The sequence below is a fragment of the Peribacillus butanolivorans genome (assembly GCF_001273755.1).
Lineage (GTDB): Bacteria > Bacillota > Bacilli > Bacillales > DSM-1321 > Peribacillus > Peribacillus butanolivorans.
Map to the genome: position 1 here is coordinate 4,420,781 of NZ_LGYA01000001.1, position 24,022 is coordinate 4,444,802.

Annotated in this window: 19 protein-coding genes, 1 pseudogene and 1 riboswitch; of the genes and pseudogenes, 6 read left to right on the forward strand and 14 right to left on the reverse strand. The window is 34.9% G+C overall.

Annotated features, from left to right (window positions below; genetic code table 11):
- Positions 1-420: 420 nt before the first annotated feature.
- Complete coding sequence (locus AKG34_RS20335) at positions 421-621, reverse strand: hypothetical protein (protein ID WP_053347787.1); 201 nt, start codon at positions 619-621, stop codon at positions 421-423.
- A 333-nt stretch (positions 622-954) separates the two neighbouring features.
- A riboswitch (cyclic di-AMP (ydaO/yuaA leader) is annotated at positions 955-1,092 on the forward strand.
- Between the two features lie 351 nt (positions 1,093-1,443).
- Here AKG34_RS20335 and AKG34_RS20345 point away from each other — a divergent pair.
- Both AKG34_RS20345 and AKG34_RS20350 read left to right on the forward strand, forming a co-directional pair.
- The gene (locus AKG34_RS20345; RefSeq protein ID WP_180320469.1) at positions 1,444-2,790 is read left to right on the forward strand and encodes a TrkH family potassium uptake protein; all 1,347 of its coding nucleotides are present in this window, start codon (positions 1,444-1,446) and stop codon (positions 2,788-2,790) included.
- A gap of 23 nt (positions 2,791-2,813) precedes the next feature.
- Positions 2,814-3,470, forward strand: coding sequence for a potassium channel family protein (locus tag AKG34_RS20350; RefSeq protein ID WP_053347790.1), 657 nt, complete (start codon positions 2,814-2,816; stop codon positions 3,468-3,470).
- Between the two features lie 228 nt (positions 3,471-3,698).
- Here the strand turns inward: AKG34_RS20350 and AKG34_RS20355 are convergent, their stop codons facing one another.
- From AKG34_RS20355 to AKG34_RS20385, 5 genes are all read right to left on the reverse strand, one after another.
- Positions 3,699-3,986, reverse strand: a complete 288-nt coding sequence (locus AKG34_RS20355; protein ID WP_053347791.1) for a DUF2283 domain-containing protein — start codon at positions 3,984-3,986, stop codon at positions 3,699-3,701.
- A 64-nt stretch (positions 3,987-4,050) separates the two neighbouring features.
- The gene (locus AKG34_RS20360; protein ID WP_053347792.1) at positions 4,051-4,884 is read right to left on the reverse strand and encodes an STAS domain-containing protein; all 834 of its coding nucleotides are present in this window, start codon (positions 4,882-4,884) and stop codon (positions 4,051-4,053) included.
- 383 nt (positions 4,885-5,267) lie between these two features.
- Positions 5,268-5,972, reverse strand: a complete 705-nt coding sequence (locus AKG34_RS20365; protein ID WP_053347793.1) for a class I SAM-dependent methyltransferase — start codon at positions 5,970-5,972, stop codon at positions 5,268-5,270.
- Positions 5,973-6,078: 106 nt separating this feature from the next.
- Complete coding sequence (locus AKG34_RS20370) at positions 6,079-6,690, reverse strand: hypothetical protein (protein ID WP_053347794.1); 612 nt, start codon at positions 6,688-6,690, stop codon at positions 6,079-6,081.
- 1,385 nt (positions 6,691-8,075) lie between these two features.
- Positions 8,076-8,690, reverse strand: a complete 615-nt coding sequence (locus AKG34_RS20385) for a class I SAM-dependent methyltransferase (protein ID WP_053348180.1) — start codon at positions 8,688-8,690, stop codon at positions 8,076-8,078.
- Positions 8,691-9,024: 334 nt separating this feature from the next.
- Here AKG34_RS20385 and AKG34_RS20390 point away from each other — a divergent pair, with 334 nt between their 5' ends.
- A complete protein-coding gene (locus AKG34_RS20390; RefSeq protein WP_053347796.1) occupies positions 9,025-9,354 on the forward strand; it encodes a PadR family transcriptional regulator in 330 nt (109 codons plus the stop codon).
- Positions 9,355-9,369: 15 nt separating this feature from the next.
- Positions 9,370-10,089, forward strand: a complete 720-nt coding sequence (locus AKG34_RS20395; protein WP_053347797.1) for a pentapeptide repeat-containing protein — start codon at positions 9,370-9,372, stop codon at positions 10,087-10,089.
- A gap of 277 nt (positions 10,090-10,366) precedes the next feature.
- Here the strand turns inward: AKG34_RS20395 and AKG34_RS20400 are convergent, their stop codons facing one another.
- The 5 genes and pseudogenes from AKG34_RS20400 to AKG34_RS20420 all read right to left on the reverse strand — a co-directional run bounded on the left by AKG34_RS20400 (position 10,367) and on the right by AKG34_RS20420 (position 19,349).
- The gene (locus tag AKG34_RS20400; RefSeq protein ID WP_053347798.1) at positions 10,367-11,590 is read right to left on the reverse strand and encodes an MFS transporter; all 1,224 of its coding nucleotides are present in this window, start codon (positions 11,588-11,590) and stop codon (positions 10,367-10,369) included.
- A 445-nt stretch (positions 11,591-12,035) separates the two neighbouring features.
- A pseudogene (galE, locus tag AKG34_RS20405) lies at positions 12,036-13,002 on the reverse strand (UDP-glucose 4-epimerase GalE).
- 93 nt (positions 13,003-13,095) lie between these two features.
- A complete protein-coding gene (locus AKG34_RS20410) occupies positions 13,096-16,689 on the reverse strand; it encodes a CDP-glycerol glycerophosphotransferase family protein (RefSeq protein ID WP_236695026.1) in 3,594 nt (1,197 codons plus the stop codon).
- Between the two features lie 534 nt (positions 16,690-17,223).
- A complete protein-coding gene (gene galU, locus AKG34_RS20415; protein ID WP_053347800.1) occupies positions 17,224-18,111 on the reverse strand; it encodes a UTP--glucose-1-phosphate uridylyltransferase GalU in 888 nt (295 codons plus the stop codon).
- A gap of 593 nt (positions 18,112-18,704) precedes the next feature.
- The gene (locus tag AKG34_RS20420) at positions 18,705-19,349 is read right to left on the reverse strand and encodes an NAD(P)-dependent oxidoreductase (protein ID WP_053347801.1); all 645 of its coding nucleotides are present in this window, start codon (positions 19,347-19,349) and stop codon (positions 18,705-18,707) included.
- Positions 19,350-19,563: 214 nt separating this feature from the next.
- On the opposite strand from AKG34_RS20420, the gene AKG34_RS20425 reads away from it, so the two are divergent.
- A complete protein-coding gene (locus AKG34_RS20425; protein ID WP_053347802.1) occupies positions 19,564-20,004 on the forward strand; it encodes an Rrf2 family transcriptional regulator in 441 nt (146 codons plus the stop codon).
- Positions 20,005-20,153: 149 nt separating this feature from the next.
- On the opposite strand, the gene AKG34_RS20430 is transcribed toward AKG34_RS20425, so the two are convergent.
- Together AKG34_RS20430 and AKG34_RS20435 are read right to left on the reverse strand one after the other, a co-directional pair.
- Positions 20,154-20,564 carry a disulfide oxidoreductase gene (locus AKG34_RS20430; protein ID WP_053347803.1) on the reverse strand — a complete coding sequence of 137 codons (411 nt, stop codon included), beginning with the start codon at positions 20,562-20,564 and terminating at the stop codon, positions 20,154-20,156.
- A 3-nt stretch (positions 20,565-20,567) separates the two neighbouring features.
- Complete coding sequence (locus AKG34_RS20435; RefSeq protein ID WP_053347804.1) at positions 20,568-21,275, reverse strand: DsbA family protein; 708 nt, start codon at positions 21,273-21,275, stop codon at positions 20,568-20,570.
- Positions 21,276-21,725: 450 nt separating this feature from the next.
- On the opposite strand from AKG34_RS20435, the gene AKG34_RS20440 reads away from it, so the two are divergent.
- On the forward strand, positions 21,726-22,172 hold the full coding sequence (locus AKG34_RS20440) for an Rrf2 family transcriptional regulator (protein WP_053347805.1): 447 nt from the start codon (positions 21,726-21,728) through the stop codon (positions 22,170-22,172).
- Between the two features lie 260 nt (positions 22,173-22,432).
- Here AKG34_RS20440 and AKG34_RS20445 read toward each other — a convergent pair.
- Positions 22,433-24,022 (reverse strand): SH3 domain-containing protein (locus tag AKG34_RS20445; protein WP_236694982.1); only part of this gene is annotated, 1,590 nt, incomplete at its 5' end.

A 24,022-nucleotide genomic window follows, 5' to 3' on the forward strand; every position in this document is an offset into this window, starting at 1 on the left:
TGGTAAGTTTGCATAAACCAACTATCCGAACGAATGCAGAAATATCCTTTGATCCATATGATATAAGGCATAACTTTTTCCTCATCGGTTTTCAGTCTTCCAGGATTTTTCACTCGTTTCTTTTAGAGCCATTTTCGAAAACACTTTCTATTACATCCAACTCTTTTAAGCTTTTTGGAGTATTTCCATCCCAACAATATACACGCAAAAAAAACTCATTCAATATAAAATGAGTTTGAAAATAAAAACGCATTATGGATGTTTAAGCTTCAGGTTGCGTGATTAACTCAGGAATTACATAGTTGAAATGCTGCAAAAGGAAATGATGAGTGAATTAATTATTCAATATACTTGACCCTCTACTATCTTTTAATGTTCAATTATTTATTCGCATGATCCAGTTAATAAGGACCTCTGGATTCAGATGATATTACCTTTGAAAAAAAAATTTATCAATGGATTCTTTTTCTTATCTGTTATCCTTAACTCATTCATTATTATTTGATCCTCATGATCGGCTATCCATTTCCTTAGTGCATCTTTATCCTGGCATTGAGTTAAATACGTCTGTCCACCTTTACCTGTAGCGTTAACAACATATCTATTAAACGTCTTCTCCATACTTGCCCGCCTTTTTTATATAATGTATTAAAATTTCAAAATTCGAATGCAATGAAATTTGAGCTTTTCTGTATCTAATTCCAAAAGGAAATACCATATATATATTAGAAACATAGATTCGCAATGACATACGCTTCAAGAAATGATGTATAAAATTACTGGTGTCATTTTTCAAATTTATCGAACCTATCATAATGTCCCAACTAATTTTTGTCAATAAGTTTTTAATATGTAAATAAAACGTAAATTTTCTGTTTTGTTCTAGCAATATTTTTTTACAATTTAGGGGTTTACAACTAGTAAATGATGGGAGTAGAATACGTTTATCAATTTAATACATTTCGGCCTAAACTCAAGGAAATTGAGTACGGAGGACCCAATCATTTGGGGTTAATTCTGCCATGCAGAAGGGATGAGATCAGCTCTTTTCCTACCCGTCAGCTAACTTCGTCGGCTAAAGCGAAGGAGGTCATAAGACCGCCGATTTCAGGGGCTATTTTGTTAGCTTTTTTGTGGCAAAATAGCAGCCAGATGTTTACGTAGGTCTTTTTATTATGCATTAAAAAGGGATTTTCCAAAGAGAATTTCCTAAGCTCGACTCAATTAGGGATTAAGGATAATAAATACCTTTATCACACATAAAGAGGCTTGTGCCAAATGGCTTCATGTACAGGAAAAGTAACTTGGTCCATTGGTTGTACGAATAGAATGAAATACAAGCGAAATACTAACCCTACCACTGGATAACGATTTCCTGATGGAAACATCAGAGAGGTATATTTCGTTTTGTTATTATTGTAGCTTACTAATTTACAGGTAAGGATGATCATTTTGATAAAAGCAAAAGATTTGTTAGATCCGCCAAAAATTCTTGTACTTGGCTTTGCCTTCCTGATACTTGTTGGAGCCTATTTATTAACCCTGCCGATTTCCACTGAAAATGGGAATGGTCTTTCTTTTCTAAATGCTTTATTTACCTCAACCTCTGCTACATGTGTAACAGGACTTGTCGTAGTGGATACGGGAACCACTTTTACTAAATTTGGAGAGCTAGTCATTTTATCACTCATTCAAATAGGCGGGTTGGGGTTTATGTCATTTGCGACGTTTTTCTTTTTCCTATTAGGCAAAAGGATTTCTTTAAAAGGCAGGTTACTCTTGCAGGAGTCCTTAAATAATCTATCCATGGCAGGTGTAGTCAAGTTAGTAAAACGGCTTTTAATTTTCACGGCCATCATTGAAGGCATGGGTGCCCTTATCTTATCGATTCGCTTTTCTTTTGACATGCCAATCGGCAAAGCAATCTATTACGGGGTTTTTCATTCCATATCGAACTTCAATAATGCCGGCTTTGATTTAATGGGAGAATTCAGGAGTTTGACTCCTTATGTATCAGATCCTTTCGTAACCCTTACAGTCGCTTCCCTGATCACATTAGGCGGAATAGGATTTATCGTGATGAATGAAATTTACGAATACCGTGTTACATATCGTTTGTCTGTACATACGAAGGTTGTACTGATGGCTAGCTTAATCCTTACAATTGGAGGGGCCATTTTAATCTTTATATTTGAATTTGGAAATGCCAAAACATTGCAGCCTTTATCTTTCATGGGGAAAACGTTGGCTTCTTTGTTTCAATCCGTTACTCCGAGGACAGCAGGTTCTAATACATTGAATATCCCTGATTTAACACAACCCACATTGCTGCTTATCATTTTCTTGATGTTTGTTGGGGCTTCACCGGGATCGACTGGCGGCGGGATTAAAACCACCACATTAGCCACGCTGATTGGAACGGTTTGGTCACAGATTAAAGGAAAAGAAGATGTGGTATTGTTTCGGTACCGCATTGTGAATGAAACGATATTTAAAGCATTATCCGTTACTTTCATAGGGTTATTTATCGTTTCAACCATCACCATTCTGCTGACTATTACAGAAACCGGAAGTGATTTCTTGACGGTTTTATTTGAAGCCACTTCAGCATTTGCTACCGTGGGTCTCTCAATGGGATTAACCCCTGAATTATCCCCCATTGGTCGGATGCTCATAATTTTCACAATGTTTGCGGGCCGGGTTGGACCTTTGACTTTTGCTTTTGCTATCGCAATGAGACGTAAACCAGATCCATTCCGCCGTCCAAAAGGCAAAATCATGATTGGTTAATCATTAATGAGGGAGTGTTAAAGATGGGAAAACGACAATATGCCGTTATCGGTTTAGGAAGATTCGGAACGAGTGTAGCTCATAGATTATATACAGCCGGACAAGAAGTCTTGGGTATTGATGTAAGCGAGGAAAGAGTCGAGAATGCAGAATTAAGTGTAACTCATGCAGTTATGGCTGATACTACCGAAGAAGAGGCACTAAAATCCATTGGTATCCGTAATTTTGATTGTGTCATCGTAGCCATCGGAAATGATATGCAGTCAAGCATTTTAACTACATTGCTTTTAAAGGAACTAGGAGTGAAAAAGGTAATAGCAAAAGCTCTAAATAAACATCACGGTCAAGTGCTCGCTAAAGTTGGTGCTGACTGGGTTATCTACCCTGAAAGAGATATGGGTGAACGGGTCGCTAATCAACTCCTATCACCCAACATGCTGAACTATATAGAACTCTCAAAAGAATACAATATCGAGGAAATCATTATACCCATAAGCATGACAGGAAAAAGTCTCAGAGAGCTTGATTTACGTGCGAAATATAATATCAGTGTAATTGCCATCGTGAGTAATGGAGAAATTATCATAGCTCCGTCACCTGATCAGAATATCCTTGAAAAAGATATGCTTTTAGTGGTTGGTAATAAAGAAGATCTAGCCGTGTTTGCAAATATTGAATAACCTAGGTCCCTAATCAAGGAGCAGGATACCCTCTCATCGGTTCCGGCTTTCGCTGGACGAGATGACCTAAAAAAGATTGGGCTTATCGGCCAATTAAGAATGACTCATCGTATGACTTCGTGTCATATATATCAATCCCTATAAAATCTAAACAGTCAGCATCCGAAAAGAGAAACACTATTTTCGCAGTATCTGGATGAGTAACTGACTGTTTTACTGATTTATCATTCAATCTGAAAGAGTAAAAAAGCTCATGATCTGGACTTTTATCACAGTATCTCCTGCTAATTCAATTCCGATGATCGGAAGGTCGTTACCAAAATCTAACATTATATCATTATTTTTTGGGAGCTCATCCGTATTTGAAATTTTGTACTTATATGGTTCAGCCAAGTAAATATAGCCTATTTCTGCTTCATTATCATATGTTACTTGTTTATCCAATGGTCCACCGTCCAATCTATTTTTCTCTTCTACATGAAAACCAAATCTCCTTAATACTTCCTTACCATTCACGTAAGAATTCCCCCAGTTAAACCATTTTTAGCTTTATGGCCTTGTGTCCCAGCCTGTAGATAGTTTATTCATTTGTATTAATCGCTTGGGCCAGAGTGGATTTTATCGTTACTTTATCAAAAGGCAGTTGATGTTGCACAGCAGTAATAGCTATGTCTGGACGAAGTCCCGAAAGAGTTGTATCAACCCCAATTAGATGCAAGGATTCAATCAATTTTGACAGTTGTTGAGCAGATACACTGTCGATTGCATGAACACCTGATAAGTCTATAAAAAGCCTAGTAACATTTTTTTCTGCACATTTTTGTAACGTGTTTTCAAGCAAGAACATCCCTCTCATTGTGTCAATATCACCAATAAGGGGAAGTAACGCGGTGTTATCGTTTAGTGATATGACAGGAGAGCCTAATTCATTAATCGTATCCTGTTGAGCTTTCATTATTTCATTAGAATATCTATTGTTAGCTTCAGTAAACCTCTCTAGAACTTCACTGAACACTTTGATAACAATCCGATACCATGAATTTATTTCCTTTTGCGAGTATTGACCTTCATTTAATGATACAAATTGCTCAATAAAATCTAGATATTGCTCCTGCGTTCGAAAAAATTCTCTTAATATAAAATAGATGGGTGTTTCTAAATGCTGCCCATCCTGTGCGATTTCTTCAATCCACTCATCAAAATGCCTAAAGAATTCTGATTCCTCTTTTATAAACACCTGAAAAAAATGCAAGTGAAAATCGTTATTTTGTAGCTTTAGTTTTTTAATTACTTCGGGATTAGCTGAGCTATAAACGCCTATCTCATCATTTTTATTTAATGTTTCGTACCATTCCTCTGTCAATTGTGCTGCTTTGTCTAATAGAAATGAATGTAATTTTTGGTTTCTATGCATAAATTTCTCCACCTATTTAATTTTTTATAAAAATAGCAGTCTAGTACTCGCTTCTATTTACCTCGTATACTTCAATAGAAGTAGGTCCTCATTATATTCCCAACAATATCCACAACCTCATTGTTGTTATAGTTTAACATTTATGTTTTTTACCGACAATTTTTTCGCCATCCAATATATTCAAGATACCTTAAGGAACCTCTATAAAAATTGAATTCTTCACAAAGAAAAAAGGATCTACACTCAGATCCTTAAAGTTCAATTTACTATTTTCATCATAAAGTTCATCCACACTATCTACAAAATCTCATCAGAGATCTTCATTATTATCTGAATGCCATCGCCCTATGCTTCCTTGAATTGCAGGGTCTAGTTCACAAAAATTACTTTTTCCTAAATAAAGCAGTCCATAAACCAGATACCCCAAAGACTTCATTAGACCGCTTAAATTCCTTCATTTTACGTATTTCTATCTCTTCAAAATCCTTGAAAATCGTTCTTAGTTTTTCCTCAGTAAAACCTAACCCGCCTCTAAGACTTCCTAATCTATATACTTCCCAATCTGAAATATCTGCACCACCTAATATTCCTCCTTGAACAAAACAAGTAATCGCATAGAAACCCTTAGGCTTTAACGCCTTTTTCACCATTTCTATATAATTCATTCTTCTATGTGGAGCAATATGATGAAAGCAACCTGAATCATAGACGGTGTCATATTTTCCTTCTTCAATTTCTAAGTCAAAAATGTTTTTTTGAATAAAATTGATGTTCACTTTCTTTTCTGTTGCCCACTCTTTTCCCCATTCAAGAGCTTCTTTTGAAACGTCAACAGCATCAACTGAGCAGCCCTTTTGAGCAAAATAAATGGCATTCCTTCCAGGACCACATCCAAGTTCAAGAACCTCCCCTGAACCAAGTAACTCTCTGTCAAAATAATTAACTAAATTCTCGTCTGGTAGGTTTTCAAAAAAGGGAATCTCCTTTTCACGATCTTCATAAAAATCATTCCAGAATTTAGTTGGTTCACGCAATAACGAGTCCAGCATTTCTAATAAATCTTCATAGTTATAAATCGTTTCAGACAAAATATCCCCTCTTTTCAATTAAATCCTTCCAACTAATTGTACTGAATTCCAAAAAATTTATTCACCTGAAGTTATTTTTGATTAGAATCAGAGTTAGCTAGACAACTTAGAACAACCTAAGTCGATTTGACAGCTCTTCCCCTTTTTCTTGAACTTCAAGACGGTTCTGTAAATGAATGGGTAGAATACAAGTTGTTTTTTCTAAGTATTCAGCGGTAATGTTTTCTTGGTTTGTATCACCTGAAATTTCTTCCCCTATCATTGCTAAGACAAAAGATGATTGATTATATATGTTTTCTGCTATTTTTATAAATATCTCATCAACTTTATTTAACCAGGGGTTAAGTTCTTTTGTAAGCGGATATTTATAAGGATATATCTGCTCGAATATTGCTTGTGGTATTGATATATCTAACCAATCAGATTCGCCATCGATTCTGATGATAGTGATTGCACAGGGCAAAGTATTTCCATCAGATATAAATAGTGTTCCATAAAAATGATTCACACTGTCATCTTCTATTTTTATTGGTAAAGAAATTGAATGCGTTTGAAAGTCCTGCCGTTCTTTCCAAATCCCGTTGAAAAATTTGCTTTTCTGCAATGAAACAAGAGCGTCATTCAATCTTTTATTATCTCCAACTGGGTGAAACTCAATTGATAGTTCATAGAAACCGCCAATCCATTTATCAGGGTTAATAACTTCACTATAATTCATATATTTTCAACTCCATTATTAACTCTTTAAGAGTTCCTTGTGATGCAATTGGATTTTTGGCAAGCCGAATTAAGCATTTGTAAAATGCGATCTGTGATTAACTTTCTAATCTCTTCTTCAAGATTATCAACATTTTGCATGTTTATAATTATATATCGGACAATTTTCTGATTTATATATATATTACAAAAATTTAAATTTAATGTATTATTAATAAAACAATGACTATAAAAAATAAGAAATGGACCTATTATGTTGAATTATCTTAAATTTAGATCTAAATCATATATTGTTATTCTTTTAGGATTTCTTATTGGTATAACAATTTGTGAAATTTCATTTGAAAACCCAGATCATTTTACAGGTGTTACTTTCTTTCTAGTAGGTATTTTAATTGGAGAATACACAATGATAAAAAAGTGGCTAAAAGAAAAGTAAACAAACATGTTCGCTAATAAGTCCAAGAAGTTGGAATTATTAAATGGGTACAGGCTTATTTTGTTTTTCTTATTAACCTTATTCACTGGTGGAGTAATATTCTTTGTTGTTAAGCTGATTAACAAAGTGCTTTGTTGCTGCCTTTTCTTGATATAATTAGTTCTGTAAATAAGTACCCAGCTGGAAAGTATCTCGTTTGGGTTTCGTATTGACTTCTTCCAAGCCACTTCTGAAACATACAACCACCAATTTAGTGATGTTATTCCGCGTTCTTCTATTTATCTCATATTTTTTCCAAAAGCTCTATAACCAGTTTATTTTGCTTTTCTACCGGTTTTAACGTCTTCTCAATTGTATTCGTAGCTATAAACAAAACAAATAAGATAGGTATTCCAACAAACAACTAGTACTTCCCCTCACAAATGCATACTTGCAATCGTTCACCATTTATATCTTTTCACCGACAAACTATCTTGTATCCCAATCTTCTAATGACATCATTTCAAAGTATTCCTCAAAGTCCAATCTTAAGGGAGTAATTCATTCAAGGGAATTACCTTCAGGATCTTGAAAATAAATAGCAGCGTGAGCTTGAGGGTTATAGGAAGAATAAGTGGTTGCTTTTCAGGAGGAAATCCAAACGCAATCTTTATTTGTATTCCCTTTCCTTCAAGCCAATCCTTTGCATTCTCGACATCTTTTATGTCTATACTTAACGCAATATGCCTTAAAGAAGGGTGATATGGTGTGTCTACTTTATCTGTTTCCCATAATCCTAACCAGCTGTGTCCTTTCTCAATCCAGAAGAAAGCTAATGTATCATTTGATAGGCTATTTCTCTAACTTTTTATAAAACTCAATTGAATTAGCAAGATTACTCACTGGTAGGTGTGCTTCATAAAGACCCTTATTCATTGTTTCCTACTCCTTAGTTAGGCACGCCATCTTCATTTACAAATTATTATCTTTCTATACATTCCATTCATCATAATCGATTGATCTTCTACGATTTTTAGATTTTTACCATGTCTACGATACAAGTCTTCAAACCGCAAGCCAATATCTGTACCTAAAACTCTAATAAAAGGTCTAAGAAGCTTCTTCGGTAATGATAGCTGTTTATTTTTAGAAATAAACTTATCGAATATAATTATTTTCCCATCTTGTTTTAAAACCCTAATCATTTCTTGAAAACATTTATTTGCATCAGGCACTACAGAAAGGACCAAATTTCCAACTATATAATCAAACGATTCATTGTTGAATTCCATATTTTGTGCATCCATTTCTAAAAACGTGATAGAGGTATTTTCATATTTCTCCATTGCTTTTTTAAGCATATCAGTTGAAAGATCCATTGCTGTTATCTCTAAGTCAAAGTGCTTGATTAACTCTATGTCAGCACCCGTTCCTACGCCCACAAACAGAACTTTGTCTCTGCTATTAAACGATATCTCATCAAATACTCTTCTTCTGGCATTAAAAAAAAGATTTGAATTGAAGATTTTGTCATAAATTGGAGACCAAATCTTATATATCACTTTATTCCAAGAATTATTCAAATTCTCCCCTCCTAGATATCCCTTAACACTACTTCTATAGATCATAATAAATTCCTTCCAAGTATGCATTAAAGTTACAAATACCCCTTATTACACCAACTGTTTTTCTCGACAAAGTGTAGTAAAAACAATTTTCAACTCACAAAGCTAAGAAAAAAACACCAATAGCTAATAAGTAGATGATTCCGGATCAATTTCAGGGTCATTTTTCTTATATAAAAGGTTTTTTTCTTGCGTACTAAATGACCTAAAATTCTTATGCTCCCCCTAATGAATAACATTACCTTGACTGTCATAGTAATATGTTATAAGGTATACCAAAGGAGGTGAGGATTTGGTTCAACGAAAACTATCCTCTGACCTGCTACGCGGACATGTTGATACGATGATTTTAAAACTCCTGCAAAGTGGCGATAAATATGGTTATGAAATTAGTAAATTGATATATGTGAGTTCAAATGAGCAGTACGAAATAAAGGAAGCAACGATGTATTCCAGCTTAAAACGTCTTGAAAAAGACGAATGCATCATCTCCTATTGGGGAGATGCTACACAAGGTGGCAGAAGAAAATATTATAAAATCACCCCAATCGGAGAAGACACATATACGCAAAACAAAAATAACTGGGAGCAAGCCAAGCAAATACTTGAACGCCTCTTGTAGAAAGGAAGAAAAAATGTGATTGAAAAACTAAATGCACATGTTCACAGCATTTTTGCTCCGTATCAAAATGCCAAAACAGCAAAGGAACTGGAAGAAGAACTGCTGCAAAACTTAATAGAGAAATATAATGACTATAAACAAAAAGGTTCTAGTGAGCAGGAGGCTTATAGATTAACGGTGGATTCAATTGGAGAAGTGTCAGAGCTCCTAGAAGCATTTAATCTCCAATACAGTGAGCTTGAACAGGCGATAAACATGGACTATTCTAGGCAACGCTTATTGGATTCCGACTTCCGCTCGGTTTCGGTGCATGATGGAAAATTTAATTCCTGCGATTTAACCCGTTCTGATTTCAGCCATTCCGACCTAACGAACAGCACATTTAAAAGCAGTAACTTAAATAATTGTATCTTTGAAAACGTCAATTTAACGAGTACCCTATTTAAAAGTTCAAACTTAAAGGGAGTCATTTTTAAAAATAGTAACTATAACAAAACCCACTTTAAAAGCTGTAATTTAGCTGGTCTTATCTTTGATGGGGAAACATTTAACCAAACCATTTTTGAGGGCTCAACATTGAAGAAAGCATCATTTCGCGACGCAACACTCAAGAATGTTCAATTTCGAACGTCTGATTTAAAGAAAATCGACTTTGAAGGTGCGTCAATGGATAAACTTACTTACAACTTTTTAATTGGAGCTAAGGTTGATCTTAGCAACGTAACAATACTTTAAAGGAGGGATTTTTTATGAGTTTACCAATCGCCATTGTAGTATCTACCTCAATCATATGTGTGACTGTGTTCATAACTGCTGTGACATTAAAAGGGATGAGCATGGGAGACTAATCCAGCAGCAACTTTTTATCAGATTCCACTTGCCCTTGCTAAGACTGAAAAAGTGTAAGTAGCCTTTCTTCTTTCCTTAAGTAGTGTGGCTTTACACAAGATTTCATCTTAATGGAAATGTCTTAGCTTGGTTTTTTATGTTTATTTAACATTTCCCCACTAATTTAAGAAACAGAACGTTCCCCTTTATTCGAGTTATCAATGAACTTAAAGAAAGGAAGTAATATTCCTAATAAAGATACAGTGCAGATAATGCTTCCTATTAAAAAGTACAATGGACGTATCCCCCAGATATCACTCAAAAATGTACCTGTTATTACCCCTAATAGCATCGTCCCTCTAATAATAAACAATCGAACCGAGGATATTTTCCCCATTATATGATTAGGTACGCTTTGTTGAAAAATAGTTTTATTATGAATACTAAAAATAGCCATAGCTATTCCAGCAAGAATTTCAGTCAAGAATGCAACAACTATACTATTGCTAATACCTAAGGAGATATATGTCAGACCTCCGATAATTAATGCTCCTAACATCAAAACCCTGCGACTCTTATGTTTTATTTTACTTACAAGCATGGAACCAATTACATACCCTAAAGGGAAACTAGCCATAAAATATCCGTACTCTGCATAACTACCAGATAACTCACCAGTGATATAGGGAAGAGTGATAACCATCGTAACTCCCACTCCAAATTGAACAAACGCCAAAAAGACTCCTAACCAAACGATGAGGGACTGTCTGAAAAAATAGGATAGACCCTCAATAAATTGGTTTAACCATGATTTGCGTATAGATAATGAGACTCTTGATTCTTGGATGAACAGCAGTATAAAACCACTTGTAATAAGCAATAAGCAAACAAGTGGTAATGTGGTTTTAACACCTAAGTACTCTACAACGACTCCCCCTCCAATTGGTGCCAAGAACGTCATTAATCGAATCGTTCCATCTAAATAAGCATTTGCAGCGCTTAGCTGGTTTTCAGGAACAATTGTAGGCAAAATTGATTGATTAGCGGGTGAATATAAGGGCGTAATTAAACCTACTATGATTTGGACTGTGAAAATGTGCCACGCTTCAAGATTCCCCGTTATTAATGAAATAAGTGGGATAAGAAAAATTACACCTCTACTCCACTGTGAAAGTATCATCGTCCACTTACGGCTCCATCTATCAATAAAAGGGCCAATAAATAATTGCAAAAGCAAGGATGGAACAAAATATAATATCCACATACTTCCCAAAGCCATAGTGGAACCTGTAAGTTGATAGATAAGAATTGAATTACAAAAGGTTCCAAAGGCAGCGCCTAATTCAGAGATCACATTACCAATCCATATGAAGAGAAATGAACGGTTCTTTAAAATATGCTGATTCATTTAAACGCTCACCTTCCTCTTCATCTGTTAGTCCATCCTCATTCTAAGACGACACCTGCTGGACTTCCTTTATTCGGTTTATTGCTAAACCAATGTATGACGTCTCCTAACAAATGAATGATAATCCTATTAGTTAGTACTTCTATATTCTTATTAATATCCCTTTTACGACCAGTTAATCTATATTAAGAGAAAGACTGAAATGATAGGGGTTTAATTTATTTTTGAAATGAAAACGTTTATCTAAAAAGGAAATGGAAAATTCGGGGCGAAAGGTAGAAGCCTAACTCCACTAACCGTGCAGGATAGTGACACCTGAAAAAAATAAAAAAAAGAACGACTTTTAAACAGAGTCGTTCTCTCAAATAAAACAATCGAATTTTTAATCTTTACTCCAGTATAGTGAACTAGTAAGACCTTGCTGCTCTATTGGGTGTGTATTCTTTTAATTCATTTGAGATTTATGCCATTTCCATGCACTTTCAATAATCTCGTCTAAATCTATTGCTGCTTTCCACCCAAGATCTTCATATATCTTATTGGCTGAAGCAACCAGTCGAGCTGGATCTCCCGGCCGACGATCTGCATACTCTATATTCGGTTTTACCCCTGTGACTTTTTCACATGTGTCTATTACATCTTTAACCGAAAATCCTTTTCCATTCCCAAGGTTGTAGATTGCCGTATTCTTCTTCCCAGACAATAGGGCTTGAAGAGCTAATATATGTGCTTTAGCTAAATCCGTTACATGAATATAATCACGAATACAAGTACCATCTTGTGTGTCATAGTCTGTACCAAACACGGAAATCTTCTCCCGTTGACCTAATAAATGCTGTAAAATAATAGGAATTAAATGTGTTTCTGGATCATGACTTTCACCGATTTCTGCCGACTCATGTGCTCCAGCCGCATTAAAGTATCGCAAAACAACATAATGAAGTCCATATGCATGGGCAAAGTCACCTAAGATTTGCTCTACCATCAATTTCGAGCGACCATATGGATTAATCGGATTAGTTGGCTGTTCTTCATCAATTATATCTACATTTGGTATCCCGTAAGTAGCTGCCGTAGATGAAAAAATGAAGTTCTTAACATCATGCTTGAGCATAGTATTTAATAAAGTAATAGTTGAAGCAACATTATTTTCATAGTATTTATAAGGGTCTTGAACAGACTCACCAACTAAACTATTAGCAGCAAAATGCATTACACCCTTAATTGGATATTTAAGGAATATATAATTTAAAACCGCTTCATCCCCTAAATCCCCTTCTATCAAGATGGCCTTCGAATCCACCAGCGAACGAAAACCGGTAGAGAGATTATCTAGAATAACAACCTCTTCTATATAACTCTTTTACAAGATGACTTCCAATATAACCTGCACCGCCAACGACCAAAATCAAATTACTTTTCTCCTTTCGAAACTACCTTCACTTACCCTTACACTGTGAGAGGCTTTTTTCTTACCAAATTTGCGAAATGGGCCTCCAATTTTTTTATAGGCATTTCTTGAAGGTTTCCATGGCTAATGCATTATATTGATGGTAATCAAACTTTTCTAGTTTAGAATTATCATTACTAACCACAGTGGATAAACCTTTTTCAAGTCCATTTATGCTATTTTCAACAAGTAAACCATATTTACCGTTTTCCAAAACGGTTCGGTTCGCAACTATATCAGTAGCCATGATTTTCATTCCTAACGTCATTGCCTCTAATAAAACCATAGGCTGACCTTCATAATGTGATGAAAGAACGAAACAGTCACATTTTTCCATGAACGAAAATGGATTTTCAAGTTGGCCCAAAAGATGAATAGAATGATTTAAATCCAGCTCGTCAATGATGGCCTGTAAATCTTCCTTTAAAGGACCTTGGCCTAAGATATACAGCTTGCTATTTTTGTGTTTCTCATGGAAGCTAGCGAATGCACGAATCAAATTATCTTGACCTTTTTCAGGAGATAATCTTCCCATATTGACAAAATTAAAATCATTTTTATTAGGATATGGGACGAATTGATTATTTACTTCCAACCCATGCACTTCTTGTACGATTAACGCCTGTTTATCCAACCAACCTAGGGATATCCCGTCCTTTAATATATGAGTATACGTACCAAGTTGAGTAACTGCTTCTTTATCGAATTCAACAAGGCACCCATTAAAGGTTGGCCCATCTTCCACGATCATGGCATCTTGTAACCCATACGGTTTATCCCAAATATTATAATTTCCTAACTGGATTTCTGCAGTGCCGCGCACTTCCCGTTCTTTTAACACTATTGGCTCGTCTATCATTTCAAAGGCGCCCGTATTTAGCCAGCCAATTTTCTTATTATCTATTTCGAAAAGGTAATAGCCGCCTTTTCTGGTTCTGTTGTATTTTGTGATTTTGACGGTTTGCCCTTCAAAATCGATTGCCTTAGTTACTCTTTTAGCCTTGTAATTCGGATAAGCCTTTGACCAAATTGTATGGTCTTCCGGTTTAGTTATTTTTCCATACTTCTGTTCACTGGTGTTTACTTCCTTCAACGTTCTATTATCAATCTTATCAATGAATTTTTTATTGCTTTTATAGTTTCTGGATATCATATACTTTCTTTTAAAAATGATTTGCAGCTTGTCCTTAAAACTCGTGTTTTCATTGATTGTACACTGTTCAAGCATGGATAAAGCTGAATTATCCACCCAGCCGATTTCCGTACGATTCACGGATATTCTACTATAAATCGAATGTTGGGTTTTTACTTCCTTATCGACCTTCACGATTATGCCTTCAAAATCTTGACTGCCAGAAACTTTGTATGAACCTTCAATCTTATATGGCATCGACCAAATGAAGTTTCCTCTTGGTCTTACTAGCCTTGCGATTTTATCAAGTTCCTTTTCGTAAATAATACTGTCTGGCAAAAACTCTACAGCCTCTTCGTTAATCCAGCCGATTATTTGATTGTTGAAGCTGAATTTGTAAAATGTATTATGATTAACATTGGCTTTTCTAGAAATCATAATTTCAGCATTTTCAAATCGTTCTTCCAAAGGAAATTGAAATGCTTTCGCATTCCCGGGAAGGGTATTCCAGGCATGATGATTCCTGACGTCCCTTAATACCGCTCTTGCCTTGAAATTCTCTGTCGTAATGGATGAATCTTCGTCTCCAGCGAATTCAGTTTTCTCGGTATTGATTTGAAGAATTTTCTCAGGGTTGATAGAATTCATTACATAATCGAATTTATCATAGTCTGCATACTGCATTAGATTCTTTCGGTTCAATTCCATTGTCCCTTCAGATACACTTACAAGTTTATCAAATCGATTATATACGGAAAATAGTCCTCTTAGATTTATCCGATGAGGCCTCTTTCCATTAATCACTCGCTCACTATCAGAAAGCAAATCATTATGCATATAACAAACTTTCTTTTTTGTGTCTGCAGCTAGGAGGAATTTAGCCCAATAATGGCTATATCCACTAAAATCAATAACAAAATCAAATTTAGTTTTACCGAATAAACGTGCATGTTCTCTAATATAGGCATTTTCTGGGTAAAGCTTTTTCCCTAAGAAACCTCTTTCCCCTCTGTTATGGATGAATTTATCCTTATACACTTCCAAAAATTTATACACAGGCAATCCAGGTTTAAAAAGAAAACGCACATTCTTATTTACCTTGTCCAAGTTTTTCAAGGCTTCTCGGGAGTGGGGCGTCGCGGTAAAACAGCTGACATCATATTTCTCATAATCAATATTGTTCATCAAGTTGATGAAGGAGGATGTGATCCCGTTATCTCTCATACCGCCCGGATAAATCAGGATTTTTTCCTTTGAGGAATCTAGACCGGTAATTGTGTTTAGTTCTTTCGTAGACTTATTAAATAGATTAAGGACAATTCTCTCTGTTACATTCCCATCCTCGTAGTTCGTGAACTTTTGCTGCATGTTTTTATATTTTTCGGAATAAAACAATTTTACATTTTTAATATCTTTAATTGCATGAGCTAATTCTTTCGAGTTAAAAAGCATTGGGCCTGGAAGTTCATCATTTTGAAGATATTGCCCTCTTTCCTCTGAATAAACATCCGTATCCCAAGTGTAAAATAGAATTGGCTTATTAGTAACAAGGAAATCAAAGAAGATACTAGAATAATCAGTAATAAGCAAATCAACAGTAGCAAGCAATTCATTTGTATCCACATAATCAGGGATTAACCTATTTTTAATTTCTGTATGCTTATTAGCTTCTTTATATAGAAAAGGGTGCACCTTAATCAATAAATTATATTGTTCACCGATTTGACTTTCTAAATAATTTATATCTGCAATAATTTGAAGGATATCGTTATCCACTTTGGCAAGATTTGTTCCCTTCCAAGTTGGTGCGTATAAAATATTCTCTTTACCATCGTTGATTTTCAAACCTAGAGTTCTTAGATAGTCCTTATACTCCCTCGGATTCGTATTAAGAGTTAAATCTATCCTAGGATATCCTTCTTCTACAATTTTCCCTTTATACAATCCGTTTAACTTATAGCTTCGTGTAAAAATGTCTGTAGTATGGGCATTAGGGCTCAAAATATAATCTGCACTTAAAAAGTTCCTTACAACGTTTTGAGAGACCGAGGGGTTACCTGGTATGTCAAAGCCCATATTCTTAAGGGGCGTACCATGCCAAGTATTAATGTAAATTTGGTCGATTTTAGGTATGAAGAAAGATTGGAATGTTGAGTTATTGATTAAATACTCACTTGTTGCTAAACACTTTAAATAATCCTTTGAATTACGTTGCACAAATTTAACATTAGGCATATCTTTATACTTCGATATGACACCTGAAAGAGCACTAAAATCTTGAATAGACCATATATGCATAAAATCTTTAAAGTCTTGATTTTCTATCATATATTTAAACATCGCGTAGGGACTGTCAGTTATACTGTTTCCATCACGACTCTCATAAAGAATTGTGTTTTTTTGCACGTTTAATTTCTCATAATACTTTGCATATCTATTTACACGTTGATGATTTTCCTTTAATAAGAAATTAGCAATCGGTTGTTTAAGGAAATTGACTTTTCTTTTTATTACCATCTTATTCACTAAATAGGCATCCCCTTTTATGAATTAATATTCACCATTCAAAATTACAATTGCCTTTCATTAACAAAAATAACAACTATGAATGATCAATAGTTGGAGATTTTTTGATATTAAATTAAAACGATAAAATTTGATAATTAGCAGCAAATAAAAATACGAACCCCTTACTTACTCCTTTTTCGTTTATGACTTTCAATAATCTTTGTTGTGTAGAAAGATACTTCCTTTATCCTTGGCAAGTAAATTATTTCACAAGACCCTAAAATAAGAAATTGAAGTGTTCCATAGTAATGATAACAAAATACTCCTAAAAACTCTCGAATTTGTGACCATTATTTTCATCAAAAATTTTTATCTACCAAAATGATTGACAATTCCGTCATGGTTATGGGAAGCAATCAACGGACAATTTATTAAATTAATCCGTTGAAATGACATCGATAAACAACCAATATCTTTGATAACATATATAAATTGCTGAAAAGATATTCATTTAATTTTATTCAGAGAGTGAAATTAAATAATCTATTTGCTTACTGCCTTATGCTTTTTAAGTATACTTTCCAATTCTCTTAAAATGTCGTCTCTCAATTCAGGACGTTGTAAGGCAAATTCAATGGTAGTTTTTACAAAGCCATCTACAACTCCGACATCATGTCTTTTCCCTTCAAAATCATAGGCAAATACTGTTTGGATTTCATTTAGTTTTTGGATTGCATCGGTTAATTGAATTTCACCACCAGCACCAGTTTCATGTTTAGCTAAAAAGTGAAATATTTCTGGAGTTAATATATATCTCCCCATGATGGCTAAATTAGATGGAGCTGTTCCTTGTTCTGGTTTTTCAACAAAGTTATTAACTTCGTACCTTCTACCATCTTGAGTAAGCGGGTCAATGATACCATACCGATGCGTTTCGCTTTCATCTACGGATTGTACTCCAATAATAGACGAACCTGTCGCATCATATTCATTTATTAATTGACGCAATGAAGGTACCTCGCTTTGAACGATATCATCACCTAAAAGTACGGCAAATGGTTCATCCCCAATAAAATTACGGGCACACCAGATAGCATGTCCAAGGCCTTTCGGTTCTTTCTGTCTAATGTAATGGATATTGGCTAAATTAGATGGATATTGTACTTTCTCCAATAAATCAAATTTTCCATGATCCCTCAAATTATTCTCTAGCTCATAGGCATTATCGAAGTGATCTTCTATCGCACGTTTATTCTTTCCTGTGACAATAATAATATCTTCAATGCCTGATTTTACAGCTTCTTCTATAATATATTGAATAGTTGGTTTATCCACGATTGGAAGCATTTCTTTTGGCATTGCCTTTGTAGCAGGTAAAAACCTTGTTCCCAATCCCGCTGCAGGTATAATTGCCTTTTGTATTTTTTTCATTAATTTGTAGCTCCTTCATATAACCTTTTAAAAAACTACTATGTTTTTTAATCTCATATTTATAGTAACATAGACTTGTTTTTTGTAAACATTTTCCCCTAAAAAATCCAATTATATTGTAATTGGATACATAAATGTAATTTTAATCTAATAACTACATCCCAATTACTCATACTTAGGTACTTTAAGACCCATACTTAAGAGTAATCCTTTTAATTGGGGATGACTGCCTGTCTAATACTATTTCCAACTATATCACATGGTTCAAACCCTTAATGAGCTACTCCTTTGACAAATTTGGAACTGCACTCCCCCTCTTCCCTCTTTGACAAGAGAAAAACATCACATACTCCATTCAGTTTTTTGTTTATCATTCACCTGCTACACTGAAATATCATGATTGACATATAAATGTATGCTAAATTTCTTAAAGTTCATAATGCTTTTAACACTAATTCATCAACTATTCTATCCGTTGGTCTCTAAACCAAATACAAAAACGGAGAGACTGAAAATCCCTCCGTTTTTGGACTATATTTTAATTAAGCCATTAATTTTTTCTATCTGAGTTTACACTTATAAATCGTTACGAATTATTCAGCTTCCGAAACAACAGTAAACCGTTCATTTATGTGCTGAGGGCTTTCAATTTCATCTAATACTGCAATAGCAAAGTCAGCATAGCTTACATAACTTTCGCCTTTTGAGTTTACAAGGATGTTATCTTTCCCTAGTTTATACCCACCTGTTCTTTTGCCTTGTGGATCAAAGAATGCAGATGGACTGATAAACGTCCATTGAATTCCACTAGTACTTTGTAAATCCTCAAGGTTTTTAGATTGATTAGATGCTGTTGCAAAGTATTCTTTAGGAAAATCCGGTGTATCTAGTACGCGAGTTGTTTTCGCTTCATCAACAAACAGACTTCCTGCACCACCAACAACAAGCAATTTAGTATTAGGTGCATCTTTCATAGCTTCAATTAAGACTTTACCAGCTTCAACATGTAGATGCTCATGCCCTGGAGCAGCCCCAAACGCATTTACGACCACATCAAATTCTTTAACATCATCTGCCTTCAAAGCAAATACGTCTTTTTCTAAAACTGCAGCTCCTTGATTATTTTGTACTTTCGCTGCATCTCTGACAATAGCCGTAACCTCGTGGCCTCTAGCTATAGCTTCTTTATAAATCAGACTTCCGGCTTTTCCACTTGCACCAATAATAGCTATTTTCATTTTAAAACTCCTCCTATAATCGTCTTTATATTCAACTTGTAACTAATTTGTTTACATGTAATAATATAAGTTACAGGTTGACGTTTTGTCAATTTATTTTATCCAAACTTTTAGTTTACTAATAACTTTTGTGAGCAATACTAACTTGTAACTACTCAAATTACATGTTAAGGAATTTATACTTAAAAGTAGAGATTTTAAAGGAGAGAAAAAAATGTCTATCAGTACCCGCTTTTCAGTAGGAATCCATATACTATCTCTTTTAGAAGTAAATAAAGAGGGAGTTAATACATCTGAATTTATCGCAAAAAGTGTTAACACCAATCCTGCTTTAATAAGAAAAATCACTGGAATGCTAAGAAATGCAGGTTTGGTAAATGTTCGGCCAGGTATTGCTGGAGCTACTTTGGCTAAGGAATTATCCGATATTACATTACTCGATGTTTATCAGGCTGTTAACGTGGTGCAGGATAAAGAATTATTTGGGATTCATGAACAGCCAAATCCAGCATGTACCGTTGGAAGAAACATACAAGATACAATTGGACCCATTTTTTCCGTTGCAGAATTAGCCCTAGAAAAGGCATTAGGAGTAGTAACTATTGAAGATGTTGTAAAAGATATTTTAGAAAAAGAAAAATTTAATAATCAGTAATGTATATAGAGGATTTTGGGGATGTACATCAACTTTACGAAATGGTGCAAATTAAATAAAAGCACCATTCATTGTAGAGGTAAAGTGAAACCATTTCCACAACGAAAGATGCCTTTATCAAAGGGTGTATTAATATAAAGATTACTTACTCAATCATTATTGTTCTTACTCATAAGTATTCCCATACATACAGTAATAAATGAAAAAGCAGTAAAAGCTAACAACGGAATGGTGATAAATCCAAGCCAGTTAATATATTCTCCTGAACAAGGAACACCACTTTGACACATTTCGAACTGTTGAAGAGCAGGGATTTTTTGCAAGCTATAGTGATATCCTGAAACCAACATACCTAAAATCGACAAAGGGAGAATATAACGATAAATTTTTAGTTCCTGGTCATAAAAAGCACGGCCTAATAAAAAAACCAATGGATACATCAGGATTCTTTGATACCAACAAAACGTACATGGTACATAATGAAGAACCTCACTAAAATAAAGACTTCCAGATGTCGCAATGATAGATATTATCCAGGAAAATAACAGTGGCTTATTCATGAACTATTTCTCCTTCGCAGCTTCGTCTACCATTTTCACTAAATCCTCAATTGTATTTCCTTCAAACTTCTTGCCATTAACAAATAAGGAAGGTGTTCCAGATACTCCTAATTCGGCCGCAGTCTCCATATCTTTGTTCCATAAATCCTCAGAAGAATCTGCTTTAAAAGATGTAACAACCTTTTTGACATCACTAGCATTTACGATTTCTTTCAAGGTTTCTTCTAAAAACTTGTCCGTAAACACATCTTCTTTTTCATATTTCTGATCATCTGGCTGTTTACTGTATAACAGCTCATGAAATTCCCAGAAGGTATCATTTCCTAATTCCTTATAAACAGTCTCCGCGAACTTAGCGGATCGTATTGAATCTACGTTAATAAACGAATAATTCATGAAATAAAATTGTGCTTTTCCGGTGTCAATCAATTCACTTTGAATAGAGGGAAAGAAATTCTCCTCAAATGATTTACAGACTGGACATTTATAATCACCAAATTCAACAATTTGAACAGGAGCCTTTTTATCTCCTAAATAGGGTTGTCCTTTATAATCAATTTCAAAGGCTACATCTTTTTCTTTTCCATTTGCTAAAAATATAAAGCCGATAATAATAACAGCAATTAATCCTATGATCCAAAATGTGAATGTAGACGATTGTTTTTGTTTATTATTTTTTTTGTTTTTATTGTTTTTATTGTTTTTAGTCATCTTATACCTCCATACTTATGTATTTGGGCAGAAACACTTCGTGGAGGTTCGGTTTTCAAACTCCATTTTGCTTCTCCATTTATTGATACTTACTACATGTCACGAAATAATCAGCTTCCGAAACAAAAAATTCTTTCATGGATATACTAAGGTTTTTCTCTTTCATCTAATGCGGTACTACCAAAATTAGCACCTAAAATGCCAATTTCCCCCCTTCTACTTTTCCGCCCTGTAACTAATTCATTTACATGTAATAATATAAGTTTCAGGAGAGTGTTTTGTCAATTACACGTAACTTTTATTTTGGCTCTTAACATACCTTCCATTTTTACACACCTTTCAAACTAAAAACTGGGTTATCTCTCTAATTTATTTAACTTGTAACTACTTGTATTACATGTTAAATAATTTATACTATTTAAGTATAGAGATTTTAAAGGAGAGAAAAAGATGTCTATCAGTACCCGTTTTTCAGTTGGAATCCATATATTATCTCTTTTAGAAATAAATAAAGAGGGAGTTAATACATCTGAATTTATCGCAAAAAGTGTTAACACCAATCCTGCTTTAATAAGAAAAATCACTGGCATGTTAAGAAATGCAGGTTTGGTAAATGTTCGGCCAGGTATCGCTGGAGCTACTTTGGCTAAGGAATTATCCGATATTACATTACTCGATGTTTATCAGGCTGTTAACGTGGTGCAGGATAAAGAGTTATTTGGAATCCACGATAACCCAAATCCAGCATGTCCCGTTGGAAGAAACATTCAAGATGCAATTGAACCTATCTTTTCAATTGCAGAACTAGCTTTAGAAAAGGCATTAGGCGTAGTAACTATTGAAGATATTGTAAAGGATATTTTAGAAAAAGAGGAATTAGGTAAACGGTCATTCTAAGGAAGATCAGCTTATCCCTTAGTGATATTTGTTTATTTTTGTAGAAAAATCGATATAGAGATAATTTCGAAGATATTATGCTTTTTTCGTAGATATATTCCTTAATTCGAAGATAATATGCTTTTTTCGTAGATATATTCCTTAATTTCGAAGATAATATGCCTGTTTCATAGATATATCCTCTCATAAGGAACAAAGTAGTCTGCGAATAATTGCTTAAAGTAAAAACACATGAGATATTCACATGTGTTTTTACTTTTTTATTTATATTTAGGAATTTCAATCGTCAATTTATATGAATCTAACAAACTATACAAATTATAAATCTGTTTCACTTGTTTTGTTGCCCAACCAATATCAGTTGCGTACTGGTGTGAAGCATATCCATATTTCTCTGAGGCTGTGGGATTCCATCTCATTTTGTATAGCGTATCCTGTCCAGCAGAGATATATCCTTTGGCAATGAATTCAGCACCGCCAATGATGGCCGCTTCTGGAGTGAACCATCCTGCATTATAAGCATATTGTGCACCACTGCTTACCGCTGATCCATCATATGCTCCTACTCCATACATATTATAGACCGTTCTTCCATTCACCTTGACACCTGTCGCTAACGGTGAAGTCCCGTTCCCTGTCTCCAACAAAGCGTGTGAAATAAGATAAATCTCATTTACCCCATATTTTTCTCCTGCCGAAGTGAAGGTTGCAGCATGGCCTTGTAAGATACCTTTACCCGAAAGGATTCTATCATTCACTTCAGAAACATTCATGTTGGTCAATTGAGAGAGCTTGACGAATTGGAACGAATGGACTGGATCATTCACAAAATTATCAGGGTTGATATTATATTTTATATCTTCTGGACTAGCATTTACCCATGTCTTGTTATAATTCACTTCATACCAATAGTATCCGTCAGAGCCCTTTACTTTTGATTTAATATCCAATGATTGATTATTGCTGACAGCCCCCACTACCCAATAATTAGATCCGGCTCCGCCCCTTACACGCCAATTGGTTCCTTTTACCGTGCCTTTTGTTGAATTGATTAAAGTTAACCCATCCTCACGTATGTAGGTTTTATACTTTTTATCCGTTTGACCATTTACAGCCATTTGAATTTCAACCATCTTGTCCAGCGTAAGATTATACTCTTTATCAACCCTGATGATCGTTCCATTCGAATTCCCTGGACTTTCTGGTGCTTTGGCTGATAAATATTGCGAACTTACATATCCTGTCTTTCCATTCGCCGTGATTCTTGACCACCCATTAGACTCCGAATAAACTGTTACCGCCGTATTGTTTACAAGTTTAGCTATAATCGAAGCTGAAGCTGATGCTGAAGAGCGCATATTTAAATTAGAGCCATCAACCACTTTTACATATTTAACTACCGTGGTTTCTTCATCGTCTGGATCCGGATCCGGGCTTTCCGGGATAGAACCAGGCTTCGTTGTTGATAGATATTGCGTACTAACGTACCCTTCTCCACCATACGCTTTAATTTTTGACCATCCATTCGATTCCGATATGACTTCTACCTCTACACCTTTTGCCAATTTCACAATGATGGAAGCGTCTTCTGACGGTTTATTCCGCATATTGAGCGTCCCTGAACTTACATTTACATATTTCGTCGTCGTTTTTTCAGGTATGGATGGTGTGGATTCCGTTTCTGGCCTTGTTGTCGATAAATATTTGGTACTGACATACCCGTCTTTTCCATCCGCTTTGATTTTTGCCCAACCGTTGGATTCTGAATACACCGTTACCTGCGTGCCTCTCGATAGCTTCGCGACTATGCTGGCACTTTCCGTCCCACTTTTCCGCATATTGAGCGTCCC

Coding starts and splice junctions, on each gene's coding strand:
- AKG34_RS20335 (WP_053347787.1), bottom strand. CDS start 621: ATGGAGAAGACGTTTAATAGATATGTTGTTAACGCTACAGGTAAAGGT.
- AKG34_RS20345 (WP_180320469.1), top strand. CDS start 1,444: ATGATCATTTTGATAAAAGCAAAAGATTTGTTAGATCCGCCAAAAATT.
- AKG34_RS20350 (WP_053347790.1), top strand. CDS start 2,814: ATGGGAAAACGACAATATGCCGTTATCGGTTTAGGAAGATTCGGAACG.
- AKG34_RS20360 (WP_053347792.1), bottom strand. CDS start 4,884: ATGCATAGAAACCAAAAATTACATTCATTTCTATTAGACAAAGCAGCA.
- AKG34_RS20370 (WP_053347794.1), bottom strand. CDS start 6,690: ATGAATTATAGTGAAGTTATTAACCCTGATAAATGGATTGGCGGTTTC.
- AKG34_RS20400 (WP_053347798.1), bottom strand. CDS start 11,590: ATGAATCAGCATATTTTAAAGAACCGTTCATTTCTCTTCATATGGATT.
- AKG34_RS20410 (WP_236695026.1), bottom strand. CDS start 16,689: ATGGTAATAAAAAGAAAAGTCAATTTCCTTAAACAACCGATTGCTAAT.
- galU (WP_053347800.1), bottom strand. CDS start 18,111: ATGAAAAAAATACAAAAGGCAATTATACCTGCAGCGGGATTGGGAACA.
- AKG34_RS20420 (WP_053347801.1), bottom strand. CDS start 19,349: ATGAAAATAGCTATTATTGGTGCAAGTGGAAAAGCCGGAAGTCTGATT.
- AKG34_RS20425 (WP_053347802.1), top strand. CDS start 19,564: ATGTCTATCAGTACCCGCTTTTCAGTAGGAATCCATATACTATCTCTT.
- AKG34_RS20430 (WP_053347803.1), bottom strand. CDS start 20,564: ATGAATAAGCCACTGTTATTTTCCTGGATAATATCTATCATTGCGACA.
- AKG34_RS20435 (WP_053347804.1), bottom strand. CDS start 21,275: ATGACTAAAAACAATAAAAACAATAAAAACAAAAAAAATAATAAACAA.
- AKG34_RS20440 (WP_053347805.1), top strand. CDS start 21,726: ATGTCTATCAGTACCCGTTTTTCAGTTGGAATCCATATATTATCTCTT.